Source organism: Sphingobacterium sp. 40-24 (assembly GCF_001899705.1).
GTDB lineage: Bacteria > Bacteroidota > Bacteroidia > Sphingobacteriales > Sphingobacteriaceae > Sphingobacterium > Sphingobacterium multivorum.
In genome coordinates this window covers 146,366-164,539 of the sequence record NZ_MKWH01000025.1, presented here as the reverse complement: position 1 = coordinate 164,539, position 18,174 = coordinate 146,366, and the positions used below count along the sequence as shown (strand labels likewise).

The following is an 18,174-nucleotide window of genomic DNA, read 5'->3' as shown; positions in this document are numbered from 1 at the left end:
TAATAATGAATAGAATAATGGTTTTTTTTGTGAAATTAGTGGGGGCATTCTGATGCGAACTAGTGGAGGCATTCTAATGCGAAGTGACAATATTTAAATCCTCTATTAAAAATCAGTAATTCATTATAAGTCTTTCTTGTATGAAGACGGCCTCCAACTTTGCAATGTCTTGAAATAGTTTTAATTTCAATATGCGGAATGTTTTGATACAATTCGCGAATTGAATCGTGGCTTGCATTAGTAAGCAAAAAATGCACTTTTCTTTCAACTAAATAGATAATTAAATCTCGAAGGACTATTTGATCTTCCCAAGAAAATAACTTCTGATTATATTCTATAAAGCCATTATTTTCATGGCTTACCGTATACGGTGGATCCAAGAATACAAAGTCATTTTCTTTTATATTTTTAATTATGTCATTAAATGGCATACATTCTATAGAAGTATCCTGTAGATGAGTACAAACGCTCTCCAAAAGGTCTTTTGCGACTATGTCGACATTATGCCTCTTACCATATGGTACATTATATTCTCCCTTACTATTAACTCGATAAATCCCATTAAATGATGTCCTATTCAAATAAATAAATTTAGCAGCTTGATTAACAGGTTTCCTTGGCTTATGATCTCTAACTTTATAATAGTAATCCGATGTATTTTTAAATTTCTTAAGTTTACTTATTAATGGTTCTAGATTACCCTTAATTTGATTATAAGCGTTTACTAAATCTTTATTTATGTCTGATAGATAGAAATTCCTATCATCTAATCCCAAATTTTTGATATAAAAATATACAGAACCACCACCTAAAAATGGCTCATGATAATTGTTAAATGCTTTAGGTATATAGTCATCAATTTCTTTCAATAACCATTTTTTTGATCCGGTCCATCTTAAAAAAGTGTAAACCTTAAACTTATCCTCTTTAGAAATTACTGTACCTATACTACTTGATTCTAAAACTTCAATTTCATTCATTTCTCTACGCTAGGGAAGTTGGTATATGGGTGCAAATTAAATATATTTTATGCCTAAAACAATACATGGCTTAAATTAGAGGGTTATATTTTCTGTCCAATTTTAAATTTGTAGTCTACCTATTTTGAATAGTCACATTTAATTTGAACCAAAAAAACATTAATATAGTATCGGTAAAAGTAGAATTCCGATATCTTAATTTGTATAAATATTAGTATGACTATTATAACATTTAATTCCTTCTGGCTCTAATTATATGTAAAAAAGATGAATTCTATCCTTTTTTAATGACCTTTAACTGTAATAATTTGTTTATGTGTCGTTGGAGAGCCTATTACAACGACTAATTCCCAATTCAATGGAAAATTTTTTGAATTCCAAGAAGTTTGAATTTGTTTTGTAGTAGCTAAAGAGCTGTCCTCAAGGTAAATGACTGCTATAAAGTTTTCATACGACCTATCTCCGACGTAATTATTAGCGTCAGTACGAACCTGGTCAATGAAATTATCTATATTGTCTGAAGCTTTACTTATAAATTTGTATTCGATGGCAGTTTTTAATTCCGGGATAAGAATATCCGGCTCATATGTTTTGAACTCTTGAATGAATGATGCCTTATTTTTTAGTCGACAAGTGGGATAGTATAGTCCTAGAACCCATTTGACTTGATTGTAAATATCCGCTTCTCTCACAACTTCGATATTGCAGTTTTTAATAATAAAATCAGTATTTTTTAAAATAGAAGTAAGTTTAACTACATTTTCTTCGTTTATACGCATGTGATCGAAATATTTGAAAGGGCTAAGAAAACTGCGAAATTCATTTGTAATTATTAGCTCATCATCTCCTTCAGGATGGAGAATTCCAGACAACAATATTTTTTTATCATTTGTTATGCTGTCTAGAAATTTCTTTTGGAAATTATTTAATAAAATTGGCATTTGCTTAGCTTCTAGATAAGCAGAAATCATGACGTATAATTCTTGAATACTTTTTTTTAACCACTCTGTTGTCCAGCCCGGATAGTCTTCGACATAATCCTCTTCTAATTCTTGCTGTTTAAAATGATTGTAATGGGTTTGTTCAATTATATTAAGTCTATTTTTTATTTTTTCAGACAAATAATTGATTTCCTCTTTTTCTAAAATTGACATTTTTTGTACCCTTTTAACATTTTATAAATAATTGACAATCAAAAACGATAAAGCAATATAATACTTAATTTAAATATTGCGAAGTTTGAATATTTGAAATATCTTTAAGAAATACTGATTATTAATTAAAATTTTATGAGTGGAGTAATGGAAGAGGCAGAAGAGCTATATGGTTATGGTCTTTTATTTGGACCTGACAAACAGGTCTGTAGCTTACATATCAATGATATCGCAGTTCGATCACACATAAGAAAATTCGGCAAAAAAGGATCCTGTAATTATTGTGGTAAAGATAAAATAATACTTCATTTGGAAGATCTCATGAAGTTTTTAATGCAAACCGTTGCCTATTTTTATAGTGATCCTGTGGAATTTTCAAGTTATAGTTCAGCAGAAGGGGGGTATCTCGTCCCATACTTAGACGCTTGGGAAATACTTCAGGACAACTTCGATTTGGAAATTGATTCTAATAAGCTTTTTGAAGATATGGAAAGTTGGATTGATTTCGGAAAGGTTTGGGCAGATGAAAAGATGATGCATGATTCCGGTCATTACTCCCGACCTTCATCATGGTCCCACTTCTGTTACCTTGTAAAACACAAAGCAAGGTATCTTTTTCACGCTTATAAAAATGAATATGATTTTGAGGCTGAGCGTGCGATAACTATACTCAAAGAAGCGGAAAAAATGATTATGAGATATGGATTAATCAGAACTTTGGATGAAGGAACTTCTCTTTTAAGGTGCAGGCAACACGATAAGAGCGAAATTATCGTGAACATAACGCAAATGTGCGCTCCTGAAATACAATACTGTAATAATCCAAATAGAATGAGTCCTGCCGGAATATCAATGTTTTATTGCGCATTTGAACCTGAAACGGCACTTAGAGAAACGCTAGATGTCAACTGGCGAGGATCGAAATATACGATTGCGAATTTCGTTACTAAAGATAAATTAAAAATTGTTGACCTAAGTAAATTACCATTGCTCCCCAGTTTATTTGACATAAATAAGCGAAGAAAGTATGAAGATCTAATATTCCTAAAGGATTTTATAAATGACCTTGCTAAGCCCATTGAAAGAGATGGAAAAGTTCATATAAACTATGTTCCTACGCAAATCGTAACCGAATATTTTAGATATATGGGAAAACAAAAAGTTGATGGTATAATTTACCCATCGTCTAAAAACCTAGGGTATAGTGCAATGGTGCTATTTTTTGATCATTATGCCAGCCAAGAAAAATTGCAATTTTTACCGAAATCCATTGAAACAAATAAAATTCAAACCTTTATAAAAAAATAATATTATATCGATATTACTGTTCGAAATTTCTCATCATAATAAACCTGATTATTTTGAAAATATGTATGTAATAAAAAATAAGGTAACGGATTAAGAACTCTATCTTTTTAGCAAAATATTGGAAAGTCAATTAAAAATGCTTTAAGCTGAACTGCAGTTAAGATCGTCCGGAGAGACGGTGAAGTTAAGCATTTGTTATATGTAATTTCAAAATACTCAAAAAAAATGCACAATTCATATATGAAAGAACTGAAAATTTAGAAAGTGAAATTCCAATTCTCTGTTGAGAAAGTTTATTCCATTTAAGAAAAGTATGAAGTTAAATTTCTTAGTATTTATTTTCATATACATCATGATTCCACAGCGAGATATGGTACATAAATTTTAGGACGCCAACATTATGGAAAGACAGATCGCGTAGCATTAGAAAAATTTGTATTTTGGTTTTGTATAGCAAATTGCAATGGATTTAAAAATTATACCGTACACCTCACAAAAAAGTAAGTCTGATACTCATCTGGTATTAAAGTTAACAAAGGCTGATTTCGAAAATATTCCTTTTCAAGATGGAAAAAGTACATTATCTTTTTTTAATTGTCTTTATGAAAAGGTGACAATTATTAATGAAGAAGAGATTCCCTTTCAACATATTTCTATCGCTTTTTTTAATTGTTTACTTCCTGAAATTGAAGTAGAGGTAATTAAATCTGAAAATATATCTATTGGATTTTACGGCTCCTTCATTTCGGGGGAAATTAATACCTCCAAATTACAAAGTGTTGATATAAATAATTGTATAACTAGTACGAGCCTATTTTTAATAGATATTCCTAAAGTACAAATTAACTTCACAAAGGAGAATTTTAGACCAGATCTATGGCAGGGTCTTTTTATTCAACATTACATTGAAAATAGCCAAATTCTTTTAGAAAATCCTATCAAGTTTTACATTTACAATCCCCAAACTATTAATCTGAGTTCCAATTTTGTACCGGAAGAGGAGTTTTTTTATCCGGAAATAGTTATTTCGTATAAAGATGGAGAACATCACACAGAAACAATATTTAAAGGTTTGTCTTTAAATGTATTGTCCATTACTGGAAATCCTGCAGGTAATGTATCGCTAGAAAATTCAAAAGTAAGAAGCTGGTATATCTCGGATTTTATACCAACAGGAACGGTTTCTATTTATTCAATCGAACCTATATCATTATCTGATCCTGACAATAGGATCGGCATTCATAACAGTAAGTTGGATGGGGTAGAGTTCGACAATGTATCTTTTAACAAATACCCAATTATTTCTTTTTATCGAACAAAATTCTCAAAGGCAATATTCACCTCCTGTGATTTCCCTGATGATTATAATACTTTCTCCAGTTTTGTACCCATAGAAAATGTACATTATCCAAATAGTAGGCCAAGTAATTATGCTAAAGCTCAGTATGAAATATTTCTTCAATTGAAAAAGGCACTTGAAGACCGTGGTAATTACTACGAGGCACAAAAGCTTCAAGCTATTTCTCATGAGGCATTAAGACAAATAAAAACTATCTCCCGTTATGATAGAGCAATATTGAATATTAACAACTTATCTAATAACCATGGCTTATCTATCAAAAGACCTTTGCTAGGATTTTTGATTATCTCAATACCGCTTTATATAATTTATCTACTGAGCGTTGGCCGGGTTTTTAATTCTTCGGATTTTGACCTATCATTAATCGGATATTACTTTTCCTTTATTGATATAACCCACAGGGCTGACTTTTTAGTGGACAAAAATGAGTTCTCCTGGTGGACGCTAATTATAGATTATATTGGCAAGATATCAGTAGGGTTTTTTATTTATCAGTTCATTGCTGCATTTAGGAAATATGGAAAACGTTAAGAGTATAAATTTTACTTTATACTCTTACTCCAATCTAGCTATTTAGATCTGATAGAACGATTATGCTATTGAATGTTTCTTCATTGACCGGTCGAACGCCATCGCGCCAATAATTTTGAAATTTTGAAGTAGGAATCTTCTCAATAAATTGACTATTTTGTTTAGCAAGTACAGGATAGGAGAAAGGCTTAAAATTTATAATTTCAGCATAGTAATCATTTTTCTCAGAATCATTATCCTGCTTAACTTCTCCAATTTCCGCGATCCCAAAATAATGAGGATCACGAGTCATTCGCTTTGAAGCGAATGAGGAATCCTTTATTCGACCTTTATAGTAAACGATAAAAGTTCCTTTTGTTAAATATTTTAAATAGCGTTTTGGGAAGTGATACTCTCTTCCTGTGTTATCCTTCAATTGGGAAACGTCATTTTCAGTAATGACAACGTAATTCATTAAATATTAAATAAACTTAAATAGTAGTGGGAGGAGTATTGTCGTCGCTAGGCTTAACGGATTTTATAATATCTCTTAAAATATCATTTTGCTCGCGTAAAGCCGCGGTGTGATCTCGTTTGGCGACGAGATATCTATCAAGAAGACTTGAAAGAACGAAGTACAGCCCGTAAAGACAAATTGCAATAAATCCTCCATATATGAGGTACATGAATAATCCGAATGAGAACATAATTTATAAGTTTAGTGGTTTAGAATTGTAAAAAATTATTACTAGGTAAAATCTATAGTACAGGTGTTACCATCGATTTTTACAACATTGTAAGGATCGTTATGTCTTAATCCAGCTGCGTAGGGAATTGCCATTTCTCTTAGCTTGAAAGGATCTATATGCTTTAAAACAATTGTTTTTTTCTCCCCCAATTCCATTTTTGATAACAATTCAAGAATGTCATCGCTCTCTTGCCAACTTGCAGGCTTATAAGCAATTTTAACAGGGCTTTTATTCTTATTGAACAAAAGTAGATCACCGCTTTCTACCTCAATGCCGCCGATACAAACACCCTGACTTGTATTGTAAAGGTAAATGGACTCAATCTTTTGACCTTCAAATGCTTCTTTTACCCAGTCGATCGCTTTTTTCATATTTGTACTTTTTTAGACTATATCCGTTAACCTAATTATCTTACCATCGTCAGAAAACTCAAAGATCGACTTCCCATCCAAGCTTATTTCTTCACCTTTTTTCAATCCATTTGGAAAATCCATCGCCGCGATTGCTCTATAGGTGATTGAGATATCGGTAGTACTATAATTATGAGTTATTGACTCAATGACTTGTTCTCTCTCGCTGAAATAGGAGAGCGCCTCAATAGCCTGTTTTTTAAATTCTTCAATACCTTGCAATTCCATCGTTTTCTCACCATTCATAACATTCTTGAAAATAATATCATCAGAAAATTCTGCTATCATATTTTTCGCATCCATCTGATTATAGGCCTCGACATATTTGAAAATCTTTTCCGTCCTTTTATTTAAGACGGATACGCTCATAAGTTTTGGTAGTTGGTTTCCCATTTATTTGCTAGTAGGTGTTTACACTTTTTCCGTATGCGCTTTTCTATTCTAAATCTGAAAATATAGATCCAAAGCGAGTATTAGCTCATCTCGCTGCCATCAAGGATTACACTTTTTTTTATTTGACTTTTCAATTTTGGCTCAATTTCATTCTGTATCATACCTATTCTGGATAAACCTACATGTCTCACCGAAAATGTTTGCTATACGTGCATAAATGATTCCTTTAAGCATATCAGGCCTATTCATTTCTTGGTGAATTTTATTGAATTCATATTGCACTATATCGAATTCATCATTGGTTAGCTTTATAACTGGAAATTGTTTCAAGAGATTAATGGAGGAAGAAGGCAGAAACGGTATCTGATTAATAATGCTTTTCCCAATTATCAATAATGCACAATAGTATTTTTCTTGAATTTCCATTGATGGGACTGTCCGGTAGAAGCAAAACAAAGCTGAAATTCAGATACTACGGAACCAGAAGAACGATCCTCTTTCTCTGAAGAAAATAGAAGAACATAACAAAAGTTGTCGATTTCATTATCTTCAACTACTATTTCGTCGGTTTCCCAAGTAACACTTGAAAATCCCTCTATTTGTCTATTTCCGAAAGCAATATGTCTAATACTTACGTCAGATATTTTCTTTGTCATTATTCTCAATTAGTTTGCTCGGAATTTTCATAGTAAAACATCACCATCTCCTTTACCTCCGTAAATTGTAGCGCGTTTGTTAGTTATTTCTTTTTTGTTTTTCAATTAAAGGCTCGAACAGTGCTAAGTCAACTTTTTTTAAAGCTTTATCAATAATTTCTGTAGGGATTGGTCCATTTAATGTGTAAAACACTTCTCCATGGTAGCGTTTGTCAGTTATATTAGGGTTTTTCTTATATTTTTTTGTATTAGTGACCAATCCTTTCAATAGCCCGCTTGTCCAATCAATAGATGTTAATTTGTTTAGAGGAGATGGTAAATGAGGTAATATATCTGAATTGGCAAACGACTTTTTGCTATTAAAATATTTAAGGTATATAATAACATAAGCGGCAAGGCTAAATTTTTTATTTAAGGAATCTTTTGGACTTGTCAGATTTGGTAATTGATTGTTTAAAAACTCTTGCAACTCTTTTGGGATAGCTTCTTTACTTACTAAAACACAATCTTTGTCGAGAAAATATTCAATGTCTTTTCCAAAAAGATTAGAAATTCGCTTAGCTAGATCTAGAGAAATAGTTTTATTAAGTTGGCTCTCTGTTCCGCTATAAACTAAATTATATTTTTGAAGCAAGATATCCATTACTGCCTCAGTAATTTTAAGCGATACTCTTAATTCTTTAATATTTGATATAAATATATTGCTAAAGTATTTATCCATAAAAATATCGTTTCTTATTTTATTGTACTTTTGTTTGAAAAAACGGAATCGATTGTTTATCTTTGTTTAATCGATGCGACAAATAGGGTAGAGAGATAAAACTCTACCTAAACGATGTCCTCTCGTTTTGGAAAAACGGTCAAATTTGCCCACGAGAGTCACCGTAAGGTCGCCCATTAATGCTGGATTATTATATCTTTGTAGATATTACCCAGTAGGGCGTGCCTTATGTCAGACTTTCTAGGGGCAACCCGAAAAACTCGAGTAGTTTTTTGGTTAGGTTTACTTGACCGTTTTCCTCAACTAGAAAGCATTAAGGTTCGCCTTATTGGTTTTTTGACCAATTCGCCTTCCCCAAGCTTTGAAAGGTTCATCGTTTAATAACCAACATGAATGATTATGAAACGATTAGAAAACACCCACCAAAAAACCACAGGTTACCTCCAGGAGGTAAGCCATCGGTTTGCACACACTATTCCCATAAAGAACGCTATCCGCGCGCCTGAATAGTTTATTAAATCATTAAAAACCGAAATAGGAGAGGGCTGCTATCGCCAATTTGTAATGAGCCGATAGGATACAAATAAGTACTCCCTTATTCAAGGTTTTCCGATCTGTCTGTTTTTACAACATTCCCTTTAGATCAGTTTAATAATAAATTTAAATGCTCTATTCAAGCGTCAACAACTTAAAATTAGCATTTAAAATTTATTGTTCCAAACAAAATAAAGGAATTTAAGCATAGATTTCTATTGCTTACAGATCGGTTTTTTATCTTTCCCGACAGTAAGCGCCATAATGTCCCCCTAATCAATGCTTTGTAATCGTCTCGGGGCGCTTTGCGGGATTTTGTTAATTCTTAATTTGTGAAACCTGCAAGGATCTAAAATTCCCTGCAATGACACCTCTTTGGAATGCAATTTTTTTGCTATGGGGGAAGCTATGCCTAATAAAAAGGAAAGGCCATAGCTAAGTCATCTTTATGAACCTTAAAAATGAATCAAAAATATTCAAGTGTGCTAGCTCTAGAACTGGCCATATATCAAGCACATGAACCTGCTTATGATCCGATTAAAAAGATCATCGAATTTTGGAACAAGTATGACATCAATACCATTCAGAATACGATCAATATACTATTAAAAAAATCAGCCGAGAGATCTTCTGGCGAGAATGTTCTGGACATCTGCCACAAGCAGGTATTTGCTGTGGAGGTGATGGCGCTGCTAATTGCCTACTTCCATATACACAAAGACTTTATGGACATTAGTAAAATTGATATTTCAGAAGCTGAAACAACATTATCCAGCTTGGATGAGCTCGAAATAACAAAACGGATCCATGAGTTTTTTGGACGAATTACAGACTAACCTTAACAATAAGCAGATGAAACACAGATCAAATCTGATGGCTGCCTTATTGGATAAGGTAGCATATCTTGCAGCGACAAAGTATGCCGCAAATTATAATTTAAAAAAAGTACCATTTACGTGGGGTAAAAAGCACCCCTTCGATTGTTTAGTATATAGCTTGAGGCAGATGAAGTCGGCATGTACCCTTATTCCGACGCCAAAGAGTGTAAAGGGAATGTTTAGCATAAGGACAATTCTAATCCTGTTCCTTATGATGTTCAGTTTTCATATGTTTAGTTTATCAGCTCAGACGCCCCGCAAGGACAGCGGGGCGGAAGGGCTGTTGTCTATCAGCGGTACTGTCATATCCTCCAGTGATGGAAAACCCATCCAAGGGGTGTCCATCCAGTTGCAAGGTGAAAAGGGTAAGGCTTCGTCCAAAAATGACGGTTCCTTTTCGTTAGCAGTTTCCAATCCTAAAGGTACAGTTTCATTCTCCCACATGGGATTCAAGCGATTAGAACTTCCTTATGTTGCTGGGGTATCATTGCAAGTGAAATTGATACCATTGGAGAATCAATTGGATGAGGTGGAAGTAGTCTCTACAGGGTACCAAAAGATTCCAAAAGAACGGGCGACGGGGAGTTTTGAACTGATCAATAATAAGATATTAAATAAGCGCGTTGGGGGTAATATATTAGACCGTCTAGAAAACGCTAGTGTCAGCCTCCGGATTGATAAAGATTATCAGTTTTCTGACCGATCACCATATAATGCTACACCGCCCAACAACCTTTTAATGCGTGGTAGATCTGCAATATCAGGTACATTTAAGCAGACAGTCGTATTGGACAATGCGATTTATGAAGGCGATGTACGTGATATCAATCCAAATGATATTGAGAGTGTCACGATCTTAAAAGATGCGGTAGCTTCGTCCATATGGGGTACGGCCGGCGGCGGTGGTGTCATCGTGCTGACAAGTAAAAGTGGAAGCTACAGCCAACCTAGAAGGGTAAATTTTACGTCTAATCTGACATTTGCAAGTAAGCCTGACATTTATAAGCTTCCATTTATGTCGAGTACTAATTTTATAGATTACGAAAGATATCTATTTGATAAAGGCTACTATGATTACTTTCTGAATGACAGGAATAGCTACAGTACAGTTAGTCCGGTTATTGAATTGCTTGGTGCGTTGAGAAGTGGAAATGCGGTACAAAAGGATGTCGACAACGCCATCGAAAATTTTAAGCGATATGACGTCCGTGATGATTACAGCAACTATTTTTATAGAAACTCATTTCTCCAACAGTATAATTTGGATGTATCAGGTGGTAATCAAAAAATCACTTATTTATTCTCTTTGGGAACTGATGTCAACAAAAATCAAAATATCGCCTCTAAAAATAATCGGTACACCTTCAGGTCCTCAGTAAAAGCCAAACCTATTGCTAACCTAGAGATCAATACGGATATAAGATATACAAAAGTACATGCTCGAGATCAAAGTATTTTACAGACTATTTCATACGGTGCATCGGATGCAAATGGAAGTGAGTGGCCTTACCTCAAGCTGGTAGATGATAATGGTCAGCCAGTAGATGTGGATATTGTGCCGATACGAAAGGTTTATAGGGACACGGCTGGAAACGGGAAGTTATTGGACTGGCATTTTAACCCACTAAAGGAAATAGACGCGAACCATCAATTGGCCAATCCAAAAGATCTACTGATCAATTTTTCGGCAAGCTACAGATTGATCGATAACCTCAATCTTAACCTGGCTTATATTTATCAGAATTTTCAAAATCCGGTAGAAGACTGGGTAGGAATTGACTCCTATGCGGCAAGAAATATGATCAATTTTTATTCCCAGTGGAATGATAATAGTGTATTAAAAAGACCAATTCCCATTGGCGATCGTATGAACTACATCAATGATAATACAGAAAGTCATACGCTACGTTTTCAGGGGAACTACAGCTGGCATTCACCTAACCAGTTGCATCGCATACAATTGTTGGGTGGCAGTGAGATAAGGGATAAGAAATACACTAGAAATGCAAATATCCTATATGGTTACAACCGCGAAAATCTCAATCACCTACCTGTAGATTATACTTCGGTTTTTCCGATTTTAAATAAAGGTTATGGTGGCAGTACGATTGAGGATGGGGTAGATCTGATGTTGCAGCAAAATCGCTTTGTATCTTTCTTTGCTAATGCTAATTACGAATTTAAAGAAAAGTATATCGTATCAGGTAGCCTGCGTCAGGATGCCTCCAACATATTTGGAATAGGAGCCAATAACAAATGGCAGCCACTATGGTCAGCAGGTGTTTCATGGCGAATGGATAAAGAATGGTTTGAGAAAAATGATCACATTGATCAGTTGAAACTTCGATTTACCTATGGATTCGCTGGTAGGGCCAATACATCGTATAGTGCCTATCCAATTATTTATTATAATGGAGCAGACTCTTATACAAATTTGCCGTATGGATCGCTAAGTTCGGCGCCTAATCCAAGTTTGACCTGGGAAAAGATACAGACCATGAACTTGGCCTTGGATTTTGGTCTTTTTCGGAACCGAATTTCTGGAACATTCGAATACTACAACAAGAATTCAAAAGATCTGATCACAAATGTTCCTATTGACCCTACCATGGGGTATGAATCGGTTACAAAGAACGGTGGTGAATTACGGGGGAAAGGTTTTGAGCTCACAATGATGAGCCAAAACATACGTCATGGAAATTTCAGCTGGAATAATAAGCTGCTATTGAGTAAAAATAGGACTAAAGTTGCCAGATATCCCTATAAATGGTCAAGCCCGGCGACATACGTCACTACCTCGGGTTCGGCAGGCGGTTTCCTGCGCGAAGGATTTGAAGAGGGTGCAGTTTTCGCTTTTGCTTCCGCAGGTCTTGATCCGCAGAACGGTGATCCGCGTGGATATCTTAATGGTGAAGTGTCTACAGACTATAACGGTATTTTATACGGTTCGCTAGACAACATGAAATATGTCGGACCTGGACGCCCCGTTTTTTACGGCTCGCTGGAAAACGAGTTTTCAATCGGCAACTTCTCCTTCGCTTTTAATATGCAGGCACGATGGGGGCACTATATGTTTCGCAAATCTTTTTTTGAAATGGACTTTGCGCTTAATCGTGTGGGGCACGATGATTATTTGAAAAGATGGCAGAACCCTGGTGACGAATTGGCAACGGTAGTTCCATCATTACAATATCCATTGAATTCGCTGCGAGATGAATTTTACAAAAAATCTGAAGTATTGGTCATCAAAGGAGATAATTTGCGTCTGCAGGACCTTTACTTATCCTATAGATTACCAAAGCCGGGTTTTTGTAAATCGCTTGCACTGACAGCCTTTGCTAAAAATATTAATTGGATTATTTGGAAAGCCAACAAACTCAACATAGATCCTGAATATAGGGATGCTATTCCGCTACCATTTACATTATCACTAGGTGCTAAGGTTGAATTGTAAGGTAACATTTTAAGAAGAGTTATGATGAAATTAAATAAGATTATTTTTATGCTAGCCTGCACTTTATTAACACTTGCAGGCTGTGATAAATATCTGGATATGAAACCAGATCAAAAGATGCTCGTACCGAAGACATTGGCAGACTGTGATGCCTTGCTCGATAATAGAAGTACGATGAACTCAAGTTTTTCTCCGATTCCGGATATTGCTTCTGATCACTATTACCTTAACGCGGCCAATTTTAACGCAATAGCAAATAGTGAAGATCGAAATGCTCATGTATGGAATCCAATGACTGAATTGGCCACAAATCATTGGCAGGCTCCATATAAAGTTGTCCTCATTGCTAATCAGGTACTGACCTTATTGAAAGATATAGATCGCAATGCCAACCCTACAGATTATGATCGCATTAAAGGCGAAGGTCTGTTTTTTAGGGCTTATTCCTGGATGCAGCTCCTGAATGTATTTACAGTGGGGTATGATGCCGCCAAAGCAAAGGATATCCTTGGCTTGGTATTACGGTTAAATCCGGACATCGACTATATTGAATCTCGGTCTTCGCTCGAGGATAGCTATCAGCAGATAAAAAAAGATCTAGAAGAGGCGGTACCATTACTTCCAGAAAAAAGTGTAATCAAAACGAGGCCAACAAAGGCCGCTGCTTTAGCAACCTTAGCCCGCTTGGGGTTAATGATGGGCGACTATGGGGTAGCTGAAAAGAGAGCAAGAGAAGCACTGGATCTTTATGCGGTTCTGATAGATTATAATACACTGAGTAAGACGGCATCCGCACCCTTTGTACGTTTTAACGATGAAGTGATTTTTCATGCAGTCACTTTTACAAATGCCTGTATTAATCCGACTATAGCAAAAATCGATTCCAATCTAATCAAATCCTATAAGAATAATGATCTGCGAAGGACGCTATATTTTAAAAGCAATAATAATGGTACATATGCCTTTAAGGGAAGATATGATGGCGCTGTTAACGCCTCGACATTTTGCGGGATAGCTACGGATGAGCTCTACTTAACCTTGTCGGAAGCGTTAGTGAGAAATAATAAGGTCACCGATGCTATTGGATACTTGAATAAATTATTAAGATCCAGATATGTCAAAAATACGTATCTGGATTTCAGTTCAGGTGATAGGGAATTAGTCTTGAAAGAAGTGCTGGACGAGCGTAATAAATCTTTGATCATGCGAAACTTAAGGTGGATGGATATGAAAAGATTAAATCACGATATAAGGTTTCAACAGACCTTTCGGCGACTAATCGACAATGTTGTCTATTCGATAGAACCAAATGATTTGCGCGATGCATTTCTAATCCCTAAAAAGGTAATAGAATTTAATCCATTAATACAACAAAATCAACGGTAGATGAAAATGAAAATAAATTTGCTTTCTCTAATAATCCTGTGTTTTTTTAATACTATATGCTTATATGCACAGGATCAAGACAATAACGCACTTCAAATTGGTGATAAATTTGAAGTTCAACACAAGGTGAAAACGATAACAGGTGAAATCAACTTTACAAGCTTGAAACCTGATTTGGTTATTCTAGATTTTTTTATGACCAACTGTACGGCCTGTATTGAAGCCTTTCCGAAAAATAATAGGCTGCAAGTAGCGTTTGGCAAAACAATAAAGATACTTCCGATATCACCGGAGAGTAGAGCTGTAGTAAGTAATTTCTTCAAAAAGAATGCATACACAAAAACTAACAAATTGGATGTCGTAGTTGAAGACAATACTTTTAAAAATTTATTTCCACATAAGGGTTATCCTCATGTGGTATGGATTTACAAAGGAAAAGTTATAGCTATTACTGCTGGCGATATGGTTACCAAAACGTCAATACAGGAGATTTTGGCGGGTAAAACCACAAAGCAATGGCCAATTAAGAATGATTTTGAGGAGCTCCAATTTTTTGATGGTAACGCAGATTTAACCTCTACATTGTCGGCTTACAAGAATGGCCTGCCGAGTACTTATCAAAGAGATACGATAGGAGAAAAGATCCGGTACAAAATGACTAATGTATCGCTTCTTCCGGCTTTGTACTACGCTTATTCCAGTGTGAGAAAGTTGCCCCTAATGAAAAAAGAAAGAGTGAAACTTATTGGTTTAGATGAAGCAGATTTTTTGGATTACCAAGCCGAATCAAAATCACAATGGTTAAAAGATCACGGATTTTGCTATGAATCTTTTTGGCCACTATCGTGGACTGAAGAACAGCGTATCAATGCGCTGGTAGCCGATATGACTAACAGGATGAGATTGAACGTGTCATTTGCTTTGGAAAGCAGTGAAATATGGTTGGTAACAAAACGGTCGGCAAATAATAGTAATAAACCTAGTGACGGAATGAGTATAAAAATGGCCTGTACATTGTTAGAAATAAACAATCTTGATTTTCCTCCTATTATTTTGGATGTCAAAGATACGAGTGAAAAAGTGAAGCTCGGTGCGGTTACAGACTATGTTTCTTTTAAAAACAGTATGCAGGCAATTGGATTTACAGTGTCACAAGAGGATCGAACGATTGAAAAAATTGTTGTTAAAAACTTAGCTAAATAAATGCAGAAAGGCCGAAGATATTTACTTCGGCCTTTAGAATATTAAACTTGGGAGCTTAAGCTTTCAGTTTAACGTTTGTCGTATTACTGTGCGTATTCAAAGCGGTAACCATTTCGCTTAATAGATTTTCATCTATTTCTGGTTGTCCCGCACCATTGTCATTTGCAGTAATTGTACAAATGCGTTGGTCGCCGACACAACTAGGAGTACCGGAAGCTAATGAATAGCTACTTTCGTCTGCTGGTGCGCTTTGATTGTTTAATTGAAATAGTGCCATGTTGCAAAATTTAATTAGTCAAATCTTGTTAATTAATCAGATACATCGTCAATATATCAGGTTTCACAGATTCTGCCGGGCTGACCGAAACACCGTACTGGGCCAGTCCTTTTTAAGTAATTGCTATACCGTACCGACACACGGGAATGTCGCAAACCGGCGTCCATGCCGGTCACGTACAGGGCCGGCACAGCAGCAGGTTGCTTGACGCAAAAGCTTTATCTTGGCCAAACCAGTATACGTTCCCTGCACCAGTTGTGAAGGCCATTGCCGATGCGGGGTTCTCAAATCCGCGGCAAATGGTTGCTCGTTTAAAGAATGCATCCTGACTCGTTCCGTACGTTGTATATGCTCTTGCTTGATCATACTTTTCTGTTTATAAATTCACCCAGTCCTAGGGGTATTTGGTTCACTGATTCAAAGCTAGATATAGCCGGAGTGCATAATTTGACACAAACCGTATCAGCATTTGACAAAATCCGTGAATCTACTCCCTAATTGCTGTCTTTTGCAGGGCGCATTTGATATTGGAACTTTTTTGGAGACAGTCCGCTCTCACTTTTGAAAAACCGGCTGAAACTTGAAATTTGGCCAAAGCCACATAAGTCTGACACAAGATGTACGCGTAAACCCTGACAAAGTAAGTGTTTTGCCTTTTTTAGCAATTCTCGATTACGGTGTTGCAACAGGGTTTCTCCATAGCGTTGCATATGGTATCTATTGAGTTGATCTTCTTGTATATGCAGGCTGTCAGCGATATCTTTTATCCATGTCATTTCCTCGGTTTCTGCAATGCGCTTACTGATCAGTTCCCTTGCCTGTTCGACCAAAAGATCTTGGTGGCTCAGCAACCCTGCGGCTTTCAATAGCTTATTTTTGCTCAAAAGGAGCAGATCCTGAATCGTATGGAGGATAATGCTTTTAGGGATCAGGGGCTTTTTATTGAGCTCTTCCGTAAGTTCGGAGAATATCCGTCGTGTTTGCTCCATAGCTGCAAAGTCAAGACTGACACGGTACTGTGCGAGTTTGCCTTTGTGTGCAGCGATCAGGCTGGAGAGATACTCAAAACCAGTTATACCACCGATGTGCAGCAGATCTAGCGGGAGGGTAAATCCTTGAATATGATACTTTCCCGGTTCGAATTTTAGCGCAATTATCGTCTCAGGGGCATAAAAAAATGCGCCATGTTGGGGGCGGAAAATAAATTCGGCATTGACCTGCGGCTGGCTGTAATGGATCGACGCACGCCCGGCGAGATGGTAGAGCAGATGGGTCTGTGGGCTGCATATTTCAAAGCGGATAGTTATTGGGCTGCTCACCTCCAGTTGGTAGCAATAGCTCGCCAGATTTCCTGTCTCCAGATACTCCTCAAAGATGCTAATTTGTTGATTGCAAAGCAGTCGGGTTCGGCTACCGGGTAACCGTTGATGAAAGGATTTTGTGAGCGTACTCTTGCTCACAAAATCCATTTCTGCTTCTACCAACTTGAATGATGCGGTTTGCATGTGGCTGTTGATTTTGGGGAATACTCCACGTTTGTTTCGGAGAAACGCGGATCAGCTTCCTGTCGCATTCCGGTAAACAATGCGGATAGAAAAATAACCTGTCGGCAACAAACTGTTTGCAACAGGTAGTTCACTGGATGAATTATATCGGGATAGGATGATATCCTTTGGTGTGTCTTCTTCTTCATCGACCGAACTGCTGTTCTTTTGGAAGGCAACGGCCAGTCCGTTGTTCCAGCTGTCGGCAATTCCAATGCTAAGCTCGGTTTTGAGTGCCGTAGACATATTGTTCAGATATTGGATCTGGCTGGGGCGCAGATCAAAATAGGCCAGCATAAAGCCAGCGAGGTCACTCATGACAAAGTTGATCATCGCAAGACGGTCGGCATGGGGTGTGGCCAATACAAACTGTTGCAGGTCGTTAACACCCGCTTGGTCAAATGTTCTTTTCATATTTTTGTTATTTCGTAAAACCACAAATAAATCGGCTAAAACCACGGAAAGCAAGTGTTTGGAACAGATATGACAGCTTTCCGTAAATTTTGACGGAATGTTTCAGAGAGAAAATAAGTGTTATTTAAAAGAAATTTTGTAAATTTGAGATAAGTATTTTTTTAAGCCAATCGCCTAACCAATTTGTAACCATTATGCCATCGGGTAAATTAAATAAAAATAAAAGGTTGTTTTCGTATTTAT

16 protein-coding genes are annotated in these 18,174 nt (G+C 36.2%); 6 read left to right on the top strand and 10 right to left on the bottom strand.

The genetic code is table 11. The features are described from left to right. Positions 1 to 59: 59 nt before the first annotated feature. Complete coding sequence (locus tag BGP15_RS10215) at positions 60 to 980, bottom strand: DNA adenine methylase (RefSeq protein ID WP_286769441.1); 921 nt, start codon at positions 978 to 980, stop codon at positions 60 to 62. A 284-nt stretch (positions 981 to 1,264) separates the two neighbouring features. Then, the gene (locus tag BGP15_RS10210; protein WP_070566637.1) at positions 1,265 to 2,134 is read right to left on the bottom strand and encodes a PD-(D/E)XK nuclease domain-containing protein; all 870 of its coding nucleotides are present in this window, start codon (positions 2,132 to 2,134) and stop codon (positions 1,265 to 1,267) included. 135 nt (positions 2,135 to 2,269) lie between these two features. Between BGP15_RS10210 and BGP15_RS10205 the strand changes: the two genes are divergently transcribed. Together BGP15_RS10205 and BGP15_RS10200 are read left to right on the top strand one after the other, a co-directional pair. Then, positions 2,270 to 3,442 (top strand): HEPN-associated N-terminal domain-containing protein, encoded by a 1,173-nt coding sequence (locus BGP15_RS10205; protein WP_070566635.1) that lies wholly within the window; start codon positions 2,270 to 2,272, stop codon positions 3,440 to 3,442. 463 nt (positions 3,443 to 3,905) lie between these two features. Beyond that, positions 3,906 to 5,333 carry a hypothetical protein gene (locus tag BGP15_RS10200; RefSeq protein WP_070566633.1) on the top strand — a complete coding sequence of 476 codons (1,428 nt, stop codon included), beginning with the start codon at positions 3,906 to 3,908 and terminating at the stop codon, positions 5,331 to 5,333. Between the two features lie 34 nt (positions 5,334 to 5,367). Here the strand turns inward: BGP15_RS10200 and BGP15_RS10195 are convergent, their stop codons facing one another. From BGP15_RS10195 to BGP15_RS10175, 5 genes are all read right to left on the bottom strand, one after another. Further along, on the bottom strand, positions 5,368 to 5,787 hold the full coding sequence (locus BGP15_RS10195; protein WP_070566631.1) for a hypothetical protein: 420 nt from the start codon (positions 5,785 to 5,787) through the stop codon (positions 5,368 to 5,370). Positions 5,788 to 6,060: 273 nt separating this feature from the next. After that, complete coding sequence (locus BGP15_RS10190; RefSeq protein WP_070566626.1) at positions 6,061 to 6,432, bottom strand: PDZ domain-containing protein; 372 nt, start codon at positions 6,430 to 6,432, stop codon at positions 6,061 to 6,063. A 12-nt stretch (positions 6,433 to 6,444) separates the two neighbouring features. After that, positions 6,445 to 6,840 (bottom strand): nuclear transport factor 2 family protein, encoded by a 396-nt coding sequence (locus tag BGP15_RS10185; protein WP_070567108.1) that lies wholly within the window; start codon positions 6,838 to 6,840, stop codon positions 6,445 to 6,447. A 413-nt stretch (positions 6,841 to 7,253) separates the two neighbouring features. Then, positions 7,254 to 7,520: a hypothetical protein gene (locus BGP15_RS10180; RefSeq protein WP_070566622.1), complete on the bottom strand. Its 267-nt coding sequence runs from the start codon at positions 7,518 to 7,520 to the stop codon at positions 7,254 to 7,256. 79 nt (positions 7,521 to 7,599) lie between these two features. Continuing rightward, the gene (locus BGP15_RS10175; RefSeq protein ID WP_070566620.1) at positions 7,600 to 8,241 is read right to left on the bottom strand and encodes a hypothetical protein; all 642 of its coding nucleotides are present in this window, start codon (positions 8,239 to 8,241) and stop codon (positions 7,600 to 7,602) included. 995 nt (positions 8,242 to 9,236) lie between these two features. On the opposite strand from BGP15_RS10175, the gene BGP15_RS10170 reads away from it, so the two are divergent. Genes BGP15_RS10170 through BGP15_RS10155 form a run of 4 tightly spaced genes read left to right on the top strand, consistent with a single transcriptional unit; the run spans position 9,237 to position 15,696 of the window. Continuing rightward, positions 9,237 to 9,611 (top strand): hypothetical protein, encoded by a 375-nt coding sequence (locus BGP15_RS10170; protein WP_070566618.1) that lies wholly within the window; start codon positions 9,237 to 9,239, stop codon positions 9,609 to 9,611. Positions 9,612 to 9,627: 16 nt separating this feature from the next. After that, positions 9,628 to 13,107 (top strand): SusC/RagA family TonB-linked outer membrane protein, encoded by a 3,480-nt coding sequence (locus tag BGP15_RS10165; protein WP_286769440.1) that lies wholly within the window; start codon positions 9,628 to 9,630, stop codon positions 13,105 to 13,107. 21 nt (positions 13,108 to 13,128) lie between these two features. Next, a complete protein-coding gene (locus BGP15_RS10160) occupies positions 13,129 to 14,493 on the top strand; it encodes a RagB/SusD family nutrient uptake outer membrane protein (protein ID WP_286769439.1) in 1,365 nt (454 codons plus the stop codon). Next, entirely contained in the window at positions 14,494 to 15,696 is a 1,203-nt protein-coding gene (locus BGP15_RS10155; RefSeq protein WP_286769438.1) for a TlpA family protein disulfide reductase, read from the top strand. Positions 15,697 to 15,751: 55 nt separating this feature from the next. Here the strand turns inward: BGP15_RS10155 and BGP15_RS10150 are convergent, their stop codons facing one another. The 3 genes from BGP15_RS10150 to BGP15_RS10140 all read right to left on the bottom strand — a co-directional run bounded on the left by BGP15_RS10150 (position 15,752) and on the right by BGP15_RS10140 (position 17,931). After that, positions 15,752 to 15,973: a hypothetical protein gene (locus BGP15_RS10150; protein WP_145328470.1), complete on the bottom strand. Its 222-nt coding sequence runs from the start codon at positions 15,971 to 15,973 to the stop codon at positions 15,752 to 15,754. A 494-nt stretch (positions 15,974 to 16,467) separates the two neighbouring features. After that, entirely contained in the window at positions 16,468 to 17,478 is a 1,011-nt protein-coding gene (locus BGP15_RS10145) for a helix-turn-helix domain-containing protein (protein ID WP_286769437.1), read from the bottom strand. A gap of 51 nt (positions 17,479 to 17,529) precedes the next feature. Next, the gene (locus BGP15_RS10140) at positions 17,530 to 17,931 is read right to left on the bottom strand and encodes a hypothetical protein (protein ID WP_286769436.1); all 402 of its coding nucleotides are present in this window, start codon (positions 17,929 to 17,931) and stop codon (positions 17,530 to 17,532) included. Positions 17,932 to 18,174 lie beyond the last annotated feature (243 nt).